The following is a 12,737-nucleotide window of genomic DNA, read 5'->3' as shown; positions in this document are numbered from 1 at the left end:
CCGGTAAGACGTTACCCAATAAAAAGGGGGAGGCTTTTAGCCTCCCCCTTTTTATTGGGCATTATTGATGATATAGGCACAGGCATAATTCTTAAGAATATCCATTTTGTTTGAAAATGAGTATGGTTATATAAAGGATAGAACTCATTCAGAAACTAATAAAGCGATACGATGCGTTGCATATGACTCGCGCATTATTGTGCAGTATATCTACTTTATTGTATGTAAACTGCCTTGTATTTATTGGATTATGAAGTCAATGCTGTCATTTAGATCAGTATTTAAAAAATGCTGAACATAAAATAGAAAAAAGGTAAAGGGGCATGTCTCAATCTACAGAGTTTACGTTATGTGAAGTTCCTCGAAATGAACGCAAAGGCTTATTCCCTATCTTTATAGTAATGTTTAGCTTCACGTTCTTCGTTGGCACTATGTTTGCTGGCGGCAAAGTGGGGATGAGCTTCTCCTTTTGGGACATGCTATGGGTTGCGGTTGTCGGCAATATATTACTTGCTGCATACGCCGGAGCCCTTGCCTTCATTTCGGCGCGTAGCGGTTTGAGTGCCGTATTGATGGGGCGTTTCTGCTTTGGCGAAGTGGGCTGCAAGCTGTCAGATTTTGCACTGTGTATTGCTGAGCTTGGCTGGTATGCGTGGGGTACGGCGACATTGGCAAACTCATTGTGCTCCTGGCTAGGATGGCAAGCGTGGAGCGCATACCCACTGATGGTGCTTTTGGGGCTGAGCTTTTGCATAACCGCTATCGTTGGTTTCAAAGGACTTAATGTGCTGTCGTGCTTTTCGGTGCCTTTGATGATGGCACTGTTGGTCGTCGCCATCATCAAAGCGACTCAGCACGCCGGAGGGTGGCAGGCATTGACTGACATTGCTCCTCTCCAGCCCATGGACTGGTCGGCTGCTATCACCATCGTATTTGGCACATTTGCAAGCGGTGCAACGCAGTCCACCAATTGGTCTCGGCTTGCACGTTGTGGCCGGGCCGCTGTCGCCGCTTCGTTTTTGAGCTTCTTTGCAGGCAATGGGTTGATGATTATCGCTGGTGGCTGGTGTGGCATCGTGTATCAGAATGCGGATATTGTTGATGTCATGATGCTACAAGGGTTATCTCTTATGGCTATCGTGATGCTTTGCCTCAACTTGTGGACGATCCAAGGACCGACTATCTATAACGTTGCAGCGGCAGCATGCCATCTTATGCGTACCGACCGGCGTGTGCCCGTGACGCTTCTTAGTGCTGTTGCAGGGATTCTGCTGGCCGTGGCAGGTATATCCGAGTTGCTGGTGCCTTTTCTTAAACTGCTCGGGGTAATCATTCCGCCTATCGGTGGTGTGATTATGGCGGACTTCTGGGGACTCCATCATGGACGGTATCCCCGGCTAGAGGACGTCACGTTGCCAAACTTCAATATACGGGGCTTGTTGGCTTATGCCATAGGCGCCGTGTTGTCGTGTCTTTCTCCTTGGGTTGCGCCTGTAGTGGGAATTGCTGCCGCAGCGGTAGCTTATATCGTGCTGGGCCTGTGCGGAGTGAATTGCAAAAAGGGGAGTCAAGGATGAGTCTTACCGTTCTGAATGTGCTTGAGCTTGAAGGGCTTGAGCCGATGTCACTGCGGGCGGGCTTGCCCAATGTTCATAAAAGTGTGCGCTGGTACTACGTTGCAGAAAACGAAGGCATTGCTGAATGGATCATGGGAGGAGAACTGGTGTTCGTCACGGGCATCAATCATCCTCGTGATGAAAGCAACCTACTGCGTCTGTTGCACGAAGGCCATGAAAAAGGCATTGCTGGCATGGTCATTCTGACGGGAAATGATTTCATCAAGATCATTCCCGCTTCTGTTATTTCTCTGGCAGATACTCTGGGTATTCCTCTGGTCGAACAGCCTTATTCATTGAAGATGGTGTTGGTGACTCAGATTATTGGCACTGCCCTAGTTCAGCACTGTTCAATGCGACGCTCTCAGCGAGATATCCTGACGCAAATGCTGACCGGGGAATACCCCAGCCTTGATATTGCCCGTCAACGTGCCGAGCATCTTCAGCTAGTGTTGCAGGCGCCGTATCGCATTATCGCCATGCGATTGGCTCATATACAGGTGCTGTTCGATACGCTTTCGCCAGATCAGGCAGAGACAACGTTGCAGAAGGCCAGCTTGCATGTGCGTGACTTCTTGAAGCAGAGCCTGATCTATCGCAAGGAAAAAATGCCGCTGATCGAGTTGGGAGAACTTTTCATCCTGCTGTTGGAGGATCGCTCAGAAGGGCTTCAGCAACAGAAGCAGTTCCTCCACCACCTCCAGCAGTCTGCCATGGCCGAGTTCTCTCCTTTGATCCTGCGGGGTGGAATGTCTTCGCCGGTACATTCACTGACTCAGCTCAGCCAAGGCTTGATGGAGGCTCGTCGTGCTCTGGACATCGCGCAGGCCATGCCAGCGCAGAGTGGGCTGTGTGATTATGCTGAGATAGGTGTGCTGAAGCTACTATCTGCCATTCATGATCAGAACCTTATCTTCCAATTCATGAAGGACATCATCGGTGTTCTGCATGAACCCTATCGTAAGTATCCCTTTCAATTGATTGAGACGCTGGAAGCGGTTCTGCAGGAAAACGGCAACCTTATCAAGGCTGCTGAGCATTTGGGCATACACCGCAATACACTCTATCAGCGAGTGCAGCGCATCGAGCAGCAGACGGGGCAGTCGTTAAATGATGCTCAGTTTCGGCTCAACGCTTCTATTGCGCTCCTCATCTTCCGTCGCTGGTCTCACCATATGCCTGTGTGGATGTCATTCTGATGGCCTTGCGGCGATTCTCATAAGAGAATGCCCTGCTGGGACAGTACGAAACCGATATAGCGCTATGGGAGTATCGTTTGGTGTGGGCGGGCTTGAGGCTGAAGCCTGTTGCAGGAGTACGGCGATGTCATGCCAAGGCGAGAATGTCCACCCGAAACGGCAGCATTATCATGCGCCGTAGCCCGGAACATCTCGCATACAGCTAATGATGATGTGGTAACGTCGCGGATGTGAAGGCCAGGGTGTCTGCCCTGGCCTTTATCAATGAAGCGGGTGCGTCTTGGGCTGACTCAGGTGCACTCTCTATTCGCGGGCCCAATGGCGGACTTTTGCAGCTTCATTGTTCTGGCATCTTCATTAGCGGTATCTATGATCGGCCCCGTTAGCCCCGTTAGCCCCGTTAGCCCCGTTAGCCCCGTTAGCCCCGTTAGCCCCGTTAGCCCCGTTAGCCCCGTTAGCCCCGTTAGCCCCGTTACCACCGTTACCACCGTTACCACCGTTACCACCGTTACCACCGTTACCACCGTTACCACCGTTACCACCGTTACCACCGTTACCACCGTGGTGGCTTGGCTGTACCCTGTCGTTGCTGTGCGCGTGCGATGTCGTGGGGTTCTGCGCTTTCTTGCTGGGCGTCTGTGCGTTGGGGGTTGCGCGATGAGGTTGCGGTGCAGGAGGCGTTTGCTGGGCAAATGCAAATGCCGAGGAACATGCGATAGCGATGCTGAATGCTTTCAAGCCAATGGTTGCTTTGGTTCTCATGGTGTTCTTCTTCTGTTTGAGTGACTAGGATCGTGCGATTTTTTCTTTTACTGATGAAGGGTGTCGACGGCAAAGACTGTACAGCAGATAGAGTAGGGTGACTGTGGCGGGCAGTAGCAGTGTCCAGCCAAAGAACGGTAGGGCGCTGCCTGACAGGATCAGCGTGATCCACGCCAGAAAGCGGTATCGGGTCATCAGTTTTAAGGCTGATGCAGCCGCCATGACATAGGTGCACAGCGTTGATGCTCCGACCAGACGTGCCATGGCATCGATATCGAAATCGAGCAGCAAAATGGCCGTAAAGGTGACCGCGTAGGTTATCCAGATGGCGACGATGGCGGGGCGAGGAATGCCACCAATGCGGTAGGCCAGTATGCGCGGTAGCGCGCCTTGATGGGCCAGCGATGCGCATAGGTTGGAGCCTCCCCAGATAGATGCGAGAGCGCTGGCGCTGACGATGAACAGGCCAACGCATGTGACGGCTACCATCGCGGCATGTCCCGCACATTGAAGAGCGATCTCGGCAAACGGGGCGCGGGTTGTCGCCCACTGTTCGGGCGATAAAACGCCAATGGTAAGACAGGCCGCTCCCAAATACAGCACGGTCACGAGGACGGTGCCGATCAACACGGTTCTCACCATATCGCGCTTGGGGTCTTCGAAGTCTTCAGCAATAAAGGAGAGGTTTTCGACGCCGATGTATGACCACATCACTAGGGCAACGGTTGCGCCAATCGAGCTGATGCCGTTCGGCATGAATGGGGTGAAATGCGACAGGCGAATATGAGGAATGCCGATGAAGAAGGTCCAGGCCAGAATCAGCGCAATGGCCATCACGATCAACATCTGCACTCGCGCTGCGAGTCGCTTTCCCGCCAGTGCGACGACCACGGCCGTGGTGATCACGCCAAACGCCAATAACACCGTGACTGAACGAGGCAGCCCTAGCACATAGGCAAGGTAGTACATGCCGGACAGCATGACAGCGGGCTGTCCGAAGGGCAGCACGAACAGGTAGAGCCATCCTGCCAGATTGCCTGCATGGCGTCCGAAGGCCGCGCGCCCGAAGTCGCTCAGGCCGCCATTGGTCGGGTGTTGGGCTGACAGTAAGCCGAACAGTAGCGCTACGGGAAGGCTGAAGAGGGTCACGATGGTCCATGCCAGTAGCGATGCGGGGCCTGACTGTCCTGCTGCTAGGCTGGGCAGCACCAGAATGCCACCTCCCAGCACGGAACCGATGTAGAGCGCAACGCCTTGCGGTGTGCGGATGAGCGGGCGGGAAGCGGGCATGGAAAGGCTATCCTTGCGGCAGGAAGGGGAGAATCCACCACATGATAAGGCGATAGAGAGCGCTGTGAAACGGTGCCTCTCGGCTTTGTGGAAGAAATAGATCGTATGAGGGAGGAGGTAGTGGGGTAGTGGAACGTGTCTGCGTCTAAAAGGCGGACATACAGAAGCAGGCGCTCATGTCACGGACATGGCGCCTGTTTCTTGGAGTCGGATCAGTGAGTGCGGGGACGCCCCATGCGGACGCCCTTGATCACGCCAGACTCAGTTCTTGTGCCAGCAGGTGCTGGCCACCCGGCGGAAGCCAGATCGGATCAAGGCGTGTACAGGCCGCTTCAACGCAAAGATAGCCGTTGAGTTCTGCTTCCGGTACGTCGGCTGGACGGCCTTCGACACCGGGGTGCCATACAACGCTTGAATCACTGCCTTCCTTACCGATGCGCAGGCGGCGATGGCCGTCATTGAGCACCAGCGGGACAGACGAATGATAGATGCGATCCAGTGGCCCTCTGATGACCAGTTCACCCACTTGGTCGGCTTCCTGACCGCCTTTCATCTTGTCGATATACCGCGCACCTGTCAGCCCTTCCACGCGGCAGGAATGCGTGTCTTGGACTGCCAGATAAGTGTGCAACGCTTGTGTGAAACGAACCGGGGTCGTACCACGGTGCTCGGTAATCAACTCAACGCGCAGACGCTGTGCACTGGCCAAAATGACGCAACGAGGGAACAGCTGTAGGTCCACGGCTTCGGCGGGCGAGATATGGATCTCTACCCCCTCGTCGTCACCGTCCACTGCATCGATCTGCCAGGACATCTTGCGCGCGATCCCATGAAAGGGAAGGTCGATATCGGAAGCCTCGTCTCCAAACCGCGGCCAACATAGGGGGATTCCTCCCCGAATGGCGGCGGGAAGCGGTTTGGGCGTCGAACTCATCCAGAGCCACGGTGCCTGTCCCTGGGGAGCGAAATGCAACACCTGCCCCCCTTCGCGGGACAGAACCAGTGATCCCCATACCTGATTGAGGATCAGTACTTGGCGTCCCTCCCACGTAGCATCACGCTGGCCTTGCGTTTCGTCGACAAGTGTTTGTAGAGAAACAGGCAGTGCATACGCAGAAGTGGATGAATTCGACGCATCAGACATGGATCAAGCAACCTCTTCGTTGTGCAGCGCTTCGGCAGCGCCCAACAGACCGGTCCACTCGGCCGTAACGACCCAAGTGGCGATTTCGCGAGTGTAAGCACCCATACGGCCTTTGTTTTCGAAGGCTTGGCGATAGTCACTCTTCACGACGAGGTCGAGGATGCGGGGAAGAATACCGCCACACAGGTAAACACCACCACGAGCACCGAGGGTCAGTGCCATGTCGCCCGTAACGTCACCGAGGATCTTGCAGAAACGCATGACGGTTTCGAGTGCAAGGCGATCGCCTGCCAGAGCGGCAGTGGTTACTTCGGCCGGTGTCGCGAACTGCGGCTTGGTGCCTTCGAGTTCAGCATGGGCTTCGTACAGGTCCGCAATGCCGCGACCGCACAGGATGCGTTCGACGGAAACACGGTTGTAGCGACGACGGAACCACTTGAAGAGTTCAATTTCGAAGTCGTCGGTTGGTGCGAAGCTGGCGTGACCGCCTTCAGCAGACAGCGGGATCCAGAAACGCTGGCTGGGTGCCAGACCGGCAACACCAAGACCTGTACCCGGACCTACGACAAGACGCGCGCAGCCGTCTTGGCTAGTGCCGTTGCCCAGTTTGTGCAGATCGCCGGATTCGATATGCGGCAGACCCAGCGCCTGAGCGGTGAAGTCGTTGATGGCCTTGAAGTTGGTCAGCTTCATTTCTTCCTTGAAGGCGCTCTTACTGAACGTCCAAGGATTGTTGGTCATCTTGATGATGTCGTGATGAACGGGGCAGGCAAAGGCCAGACACGCCTCGCGGGGACGCTCACCGCCCACCATCTCGAGATAGGCCTGAACCGCTTCCGAAAGCGTGCTGTAGTCCGCTGTCGGAAGCTTCTTGATGTCGTGGAGATTGTATTCGCCTGGTGTCACCAGTGCGAAGCGCGCATTGGTGCCGCCGATGTCTCCCACCAGAGCGGGTCGAGTCATTGCTGTTACTCCTGAAATGGTATTCGGAAGTTGCACACAAGGTTCCGGTGGCTGAGCCCTGGAATGTTCCGTGATACTACCGGATGAGCAAGGTCAGGGCCATTGAGTCCTACCAACGGAGTACATGAAAATACCCGTTTAGCAGCCAAAAGGGCGCTTTTGTCGCAGCCAATGCCCATTTCATCGCCCGGAAAGGGCAGGAACTCCAGCATTTACGCGAAAAGAGCGGCCCGCCGTGGCTTTATGTCCCACTTTCGAACAACTGACTTTTTCGATGGCTTGGGTTAATTTTGACACACCTCCTGACGTGGAGCACCCCTCGATGAGGCATTATTTTGGTTGATGTGCACATTGGGGGTCGTCGGGATGCATTGGCCCACGTGTACATAAGGGTCGGCATCCAGAGAAAATGCTTGAAGACTGTATGCGAACAATCCCCTTGCAACAGGTGACTATGCCCCCATTATTGGGGTAGCCTTTGTCACCAAGGCAAAGGGCGTTCGTATATCCGTGCTTTACGGACACCGCCATTCAAGTCATTGCGGCAGGCGTCGTTAATCCAGACACTGGGTTTTCGAATAGCGCCAGCGGTAGTGGCGAAAAATCGACTTGGTCAATGGTGGCCAGGCCGTCCATTAAATAGGAGAGAAGTGATGACTTTGCGAGTCGCCATCAACGGCTTCGGTCGTATCGGCCGTAACACCCTGCGTTCACTGTACGAAAACGGCTACCGTGATCGCATCGAGGTTGTTGCCATCAACGACCTGGGTGACACTGCTCTGAACGCTCACCTGCTCGAATACGATACCACTCATGGTCACTTTAACTTCTCCGTTTCTCACGACGAAGAAGCAATGTATGTCGACGGCGACAAAATCGTCTGCCTGGCAGAACGTGACCCGGCTAGCCTGCCGTGGAAAGAACTGAACGTTGACCTGGTCATGGAATGCACCGGTATCTTCACTAAACGTGAAAAAGCCGCTCTGCACCTGGAAGCAGGCGCTAAACGCGTTCTGATCTCTGGCCCGAGTGCTGACGCTGACGCTACTGTCGTTTACGGCGTAAACGAAGACGTCCTGACGTCCGACATGCACATCGTTTCCAACGCTTCTTGCACCACTAACTGCCTGGCGCCGGTTGCTAAAGCGATTGATGCAGAGATTGGTATCGTTGAAGGTCTGATGACCACGATCCACTCCTACACCAACGACCAGAACCTGATCGACGTTTACCACAAAGATCCGCGTCGTGCTCGCAGCGCCACTCACTCCATGATCCCGACCAAAACTGGTGCGGCATCTGCAGTGGCTCTGGTTCTGCCGCAGCTGAAAGGCAAACTGGACGGTTTCGCTGTTCGCGTTCCGACTATCAACGTTTCCGTTGTTGACCTGTCTTTCGTACCGAAACGCGCAACTTCTGTTGAAGAAATCAACAAAGTCGTTACTGAAGCCGCTGCTAAATCTCCGGTTCTCGGCACTAACGAAAAACCGCTGGTTTCTGTTGACTTCAACCACAATGCCAACTCTTCTACTTTCGACGCGACTCAGACGCGCGTTAGCAGCGACGGCAAACTGGTTAAAATCCTGGCGTGGTACGACAACGAATGGGGCTTCTCCACTCGTATGCTCGACAACGCTCTGGCGATGCAGAAATTCCTGTAAGATCAGTGCCCATGGCCGCAAGGTCATAGCCTGTACTTATAGTGATGAAAAAACCCCGACTTCGGTCGGGGTTTTTTTGTATCTGCGCGAAGGTCAGGCGCTTGCGGCGGTGCTGTCGCGGCCAGCGTCGATGCGCATCTTGATATAGGCCGTCAGCTCGGGAGCGAACGACGGCAGTGCGCGTGTCTGCATAATCGCTTCGTGCGTGAAGCCCACTTCCTTGACGATCACGTCGCCGCTGATATGCGGTGCCCACATGGCTGGCACTTGATCGGCATCGCGCAAGGTGTCTTCTTTGGCGCGAATGAAGAACATGTCGCCATCGAAATGCTGGATGTTGCAGCTCTGCATCAGCCCCAGCGCCGTCTTGAACTCGCGTACCACCATGTCGAGGATCTTCTGCTGGGTCTTGGGCAGCCCCATCGCATTGCTGAGGTCGGCATCCCAATCGGTGATCTCTTCGGCTTTCTTATTCAGCACTGCTTGCGCTAGTCGGCTGAGAATCACCACGTCATCGGCGGTGAACTTGGTGCTGGGACGCGGGTAATTGTCGACCATCGCTAGGCTATCAACACGTTCGCCTTCTGCTTGCAGCATCGAGGCAATGGTGTGGGCGATATGGCCGCCGAATGACCAGCCGATCAGATGATACGGGCCGCTGGGCTGGATGCTGCGCATGCGTGTGATGTAGTCGCTCGCGATGGCATCCAAAGAGCTTGGCTGGTAGTCGCTGTCCTTAAGCGACGGGGACTGTAATACGTATACCGGCCATTCCGCGGGGAAGTACTTCAGCAGCCCAGCATAGGGCCAACCGATGCCTCCTGCTGGGTGAAAACAGAAGATGGGGGTATGTCCGGGCTTGCCGGGGCGCAGGCACAGCAGTGGCGCGAAGGAGTCGTACTGGTGGTCGCTGAAGATCATCTTGACGACGTCACGCGGGGTAGCGTGCTCCATAAATTCAGCGATGTTGAGTTCGATGCCGAAGGCCGCCTTCACCTGTTGCAGCACTTGGAAGGCCAGCAGCGAGTGGCCGCCAAGCAGGAAGAAATCCTGATCTGGTGCAACGGGAGACGGGCATTTCAGCACAGACGCGAAGATATCGCAGATCATGGCTTCCGTTGCCGTGATCTTTTGGTCGTTGGCGGCGTCGGCCTGAGTATCCAGCGTGATGCGTTGCTGGGCCAGTACGTCGCGCAGGCGGCGCTTGTCCAGCTTGCCATTGGCCGTCAGCGGCAGGCTGTCCAGTGTATGGATCATGCTGGGTACCATGTAGCCCGGTAGTGTGCGGCGCAGGCTGGCTTTGAGCGCGTTCTGAGCAATGGCGCTATTCGCACGCACATAGCCGACCAGCAGTTGGCCATGCTCGGGGTGAGTCTCGATGGTGACGTGCGCTTCTTCAACATCGGGATACTGCAGCAGTGCATTGCGTACTTCATCCAGCTCGATGCGCAGACCTCGCAGTTTGATTTGATCATCCTTGCGGCCCACGTAAAGCAGGCGGCCGTCTAGTGTCTGGTAGACCCGGTCGCCAGTGGCATACATGCGTTGTTGGGGGCAGAACAGATCTTCAACGAAGCGTTTCTGTGTCATATCGGGCTGGCCCAGATAGCCGGTAGCAAGGCCACTGCCAGCCGCATACAGCTCACCGACCGTGCCTGGGGGTAGCAACTGCTGCTGAGGATCAAGCACGTAGGTGCGCATGCTGTCGATTGTGCGGCCTAGCGAGGTGTCCTGAGGACTGAAGCGGGGATTAATCGAGATGACGGTGGCTTCTGATGGACCATAGAGGTTGAGCACGTGGCGGCAGTGCTGGAAGCGTTCGAGCGTTGCGCGTGGGGTAGCTTCACCGGTCAGGATCAGAGTGATGTCGTTTGGCAGGGCATCTGCGGTGTGAGAGGCCAGCACGCTCGGGGTCAAAAACAGGTGCGAGATGCGCTGGCGGTCGATGAATTGACGCAGGGTGGTACTGCTTCCCGCCATCACGGGGGTATCAGCGATCACCAAGGTAGCACCGGACAGCAGCGCCAGGCGGACTTCTAGGCAGGACACGTCGAAGCTGAGCGCGCTGGACTGCATCACATGGGCTTCGGGCGTTACTTGGGCGGCCTGTTGCATGGCGGTGTATTCATCGACAAGTCCCTGATGAGGAACCATGACCCCTTTGGGGTGGCCGGTTGAACCGGAGGTGTAGATAAGATAGGCCTCGGTATCAGGTGTCAGTGCGGCAGTGGGCTGATGCTCATGCAGCGTTGAGAGATCGGGCAGGGTAAAGGCAGCGATGCTGGCGTCGATATCGTGGACGGCTTCAGGGTGCTGGGTTATCACCAGACGTGCCTGTGCGTTATCCAGCATGTAGCGGATGCGGGCAGTCGGTAGTTCCGGATTGATGGGCAGATAGGTCGCGCCCAGATGGTAGAGCGCGAGCAGGCTGGTGACCCACTCAATGCTGCGCGGCATCATGACACCTACGCGGTCGCCCTGACGGACACCCTGCTCGGCCAACCGGTGGGCTAGGGCGTTGACGTGCTGGGCCAGTGTGGCGTAGCTGATCTGCCGACCGTCGGCGACGATGGCGGTTCGTGCGCCATGAGCGTCACACACGGCAGCAAAGCGGTCATTGATGCTTTCGAACGGCGGAAGCGGGCGCTGAGCGCGGTCACGGATGGCGGCCAGTTCCTGATCGGTCAGTAGCGATAGCTGACCAATGGGGGTCTCTGGTGCGGCGGTGATACGTTCGGCCATCAGCAGGAATCGGTCATAGTACTGTTGCAGCAGCTCGGGGGAATAAACGCTGCCGTTGGCATTGAAACCAATTTCTAGACTGCCATCGGGATTGCGATCAAATACGTCGATGCCAAGGTCTTCCGCAGGACCGTTAGCGACGTTCTGGAACGATACGGTGCAGCCTTCGAAGGTCTGGTCCTGATCGTAGGCCACGACGTTGAGGGTCATGTGGAAGAGTGCGCCTGAGGCTCCCTGACGGGCGCGGTCTCGCACCATGTCTTCATAGCGGTAGCACTGGTGCAGTAGGTGGCGGCGCAAGGTGCGGTTGATGTGACGGGCCACATCATCCAGCGTATCGTCGGGCTGCGTGACGATTTCCATCGGCAGAATATTGGCCAGCATGCTGGGGATGTTGCGGGCCTGCTTATCGACGCGCGCGGCTACGGGCATGCCGACTGTGAAACGCGGCTGACCGGACATGCGGCCGAGAAAGATGCTGAACATCGTCAGTAGCAGGCTGGAAAGGCGCAGCTTGCGTTCGGCAGCCAGTGTACGCAGGCGTTCTTCCAGCGGTCCTTTCAGGCGGGCACGAAAGCGCAGCAGCTCGCTGGCAGGGCGATCATCGTAGGACAGCCGCAGGGGATCGGCCAGCTGGTCACAGTAGTCCGCCCAGTAGGTACGGTCCTTTTCGTAGGTGGGGCTGCTAGCGTAGCGCGCCTCGCAGGCATTCAGGTCGGTCTGCTGGCCCAGCGGCGCAGAGGAAGCGGCTTCCGGATGGTTGTACAGTTCGACGATGCGGTTGTAGATCAGAGAATGGCCCCAGCCGTCGAGGGCGATATGGTTGCAGTACTCGGCCATCATCCATGTGTCTGCAGCGACCTTGATTAGCCGGAAATACAGCAGGACGTCGCGCTGGATATCCAAGTCTTCGTGGATGAAACCGTCTATTAGCTGTTGGGCGGTTGCCATCGGATCGTCTTCCGCACTGACGTCCAACTCCTCGAACAGAAAGATGTTGGTGCGCGGTACTGGCCGTACGCCACCGTTCTGATAGGTGAAGTTGAAATTAAGCGTATCGGTTTCACCCATCATTCGTGTGATGGCACGGTGCAGGCGCGCTGGATCCAGCGACCCTGTGATGGTGATGATGTCCATGAGGTTGTAGAAAGAGGAGCGCGCAAGCTGGGCGTGTGCGAGAAAAACTTCTTCCTGCGAGCGCGTGACACGATGAGGCATGGAATGCGTCCTTGCATTGGCGTAGGTGAGAACCAGCACTTCACATGAAGGCTTATGAGCAGGTTTTATCAGGTGATAATTAATATCTGCATAAGCGTAGCAGGCCTGACATGTCTCATGAGACATATCAGGCCTGATGTGT

Annotated in this window: 8 protein-coding genes; 3 read left to right on the top strand and 5 right to left on the bottom strand. The window is 55.8% G+C overall.

Annotation, left to right across the window (positions count from 1 at the left end; genetic code table 11):
* Window positions 1–323 precede the first annotated feature (323 nt).
* Window positions 324–1,577 carry a cytosine permease gene (codB, locus tag ZBT109_RS11780; RefSeq protein ID WP_027705580.1) on the top strand — a complete coding sequence of 418 codons (1,254 nt, stop codon included), beginning with the start codon at window positions 324–326 and terminating at the stop codon, window positions 1,575–1,577.
* Window positions 1,574–2,815 (top strand): PucR family transcriptional regulator, encoded by a 1,242-nt coding sequence (locus ZBT109_RS11775; protein ID WP_027705581.1) that lies wholly within the window; start codon window positions 1,574–1,576, stop codon window positions 2,813–2,815. Before codB ends, ZBT109_RS11775 begins: the two co-directional genes overlap by 4 nt.
* Before the next feature lie 357 nt (window positions 2,816–3,172).
* Here ZBT109_RS11775 and ZBT109_RS13930 read toward each other — a convergent pair whose 3' ends face one another.
* The 4 genes from ZBT109_RS13930 to glk form a co-directional block, all read right to left on the bottom strand.
* Window positions 3,173–3,577, bottom strand: coding sequence for a hypothetical protein (locus ZBT109_RS13930; protein WP_179949536.1), 405 nt, complete (start codon window positions 3,575–3,577; stop codon window positions 3,173–3,175).
* A gap of 24 nt (window positions 3,578–3,601) precedes the next feature.
* The gene (locus ZBT109_RS11765; RefSeq protein WP_027706381.1) at window positions 3,602–4,867 is read right to left on the bottom strand and encodes an APC family permease; all 1,266 of its coding nucleotides are present in this window, start codon (window positions 4,865–4,867) and stop codon (window positions 3,602–3,604) included.
* A gap of 250 nt (window positions 4,868–5,117) precedes the next feature.
* On the bottom strand, window positions 5,118–6,011 hold the full coding sequence (locus ZBT109_RS11760; protein WP_051524252.1) for a D-hexose-6-phosphate mutarotase: 894 nt from the start codon (window positions 6,009–6,011) through the stop codon (window positions 5,118–5,120).
* A 3-nt stretch (window positions 6,012–6,014) separates the two neighbouring features.
* A complete protein-coding gene (glk, locus tag ZBT109_RS11755) occupies window positions 6,015–6,974 on the bottom strand; it encodes a glucokinase (protein WP_027706379.1) in 960 nt (319 codons plus the stop codon).
* A 653-nt stretch (window positions 6,975–7,627) separates the two neighbouring features.
* On the opposite strand from glk, the gene gap reads away from it, so the two are divergent.
* Window positions 7,628–8,635, top strand: a complete 1,008-nt coding sequence (gene gap, locus ZBT109_RS11750; protein ID WP_027706378.1) for a type I glyceraldehyde-3-phosphate dehydrogenase — start codon at window positions 7,628–7,630, stop codon at window positions 8,633–8,635.
* Between the two features lie 93 nt (window positions 8,636–8,728).
* On the opposite strand, the gene ZBT109_RS11745 is transcribed toward gap, so the two are convergent.
* Window positions 8,729–12,595 (bottom strand): non-ribosomal peptide synthetase, encoded by a 3,867-nt coding sequence (locus tag ZBT109_RS11745; protein ID WP_027706377.1) that lies wholly within the window; start codon window positions 12,593–12,595, stop codon window positions 8,729–8,731.
* Window positions 12,596–12,737 lie beyond the last annotated feature (142 nt).

Source organism: Zymobacter palmae, from assembly GCF_003610015.1.
Taxonomy (GTDB): domain Bacteria; phylum Pseudomonadota; class Gammaproteobacteria; order Pseudomonadales; family Halomonadaceae; genus Zymobacter; species Zymobacter palmae.
This window is presented reverse-complemented; position numbering and strand designations above follow the sequence as displayed.

What these genes read in the sequence shown, in the direction of transcription:
- ZBT109_RS11745 (WP_027706377.1), bottom strand. Translation starts at nt 12,595, where the DNA reads ATGCCTCATCGTGTCACGCGCTCGCAGGAAGAAGTTTTTCTCGCACAC.
- ZBT109_RS13930 (WP_179949536.1), bottom strand. Translation starts at nt 3,577, where the DNA reads ATGAGAACCAAAGCAACCATTGGCTTGAAAGCATTCAGCATCGCTATC.
- ZBT109_RS11775 (WP_027705581.1), top strand. Translation starts at nt 1,574, where the DNA reads ATGAGTCTTACCGTTCTGAATGTGCTTGAGCTTGAAGGGCTTGAGCCG.
- gap (WP_027706378.1), top strand. Translation starts at nt 7,628, where the DNA reads ATGACTTTGCGAGTCGCCATCAACGGCTTCGGTCGTATCGGCCGTAAC.
- glk (WP_027706379.1), bottom strand. Translation starts at nt 6,974, where the DNA reads ATGACTCGACCCGCTCTGGTGGGAGACATCGGCGGCACCAATGCGCGC.
- ZBT109_RS11765 (WP_027706381.1), bottom strand. Translation starts at nt 4,867, where the DNA reads ATGCCCGCTTCCCGCCCGCTCATCCGCACACCGCAAGGCGTTGCGCTC.
- codB (WP_027705580.1), top strand. Translation starts at nt 324, where the DNA reads ATGTCTCAATCTACAGAGTTTACGTTATGTGAAGTTCCTCGAAATGAA.
- ZBT109_RS11760 (WP_051524252.1), bottom strand. Translation starts at nt 6,011, where the DNA reads ATGTCTGATGCGTCGAATTCATCCACTTCTGCGTATGCACTGCCTGTT.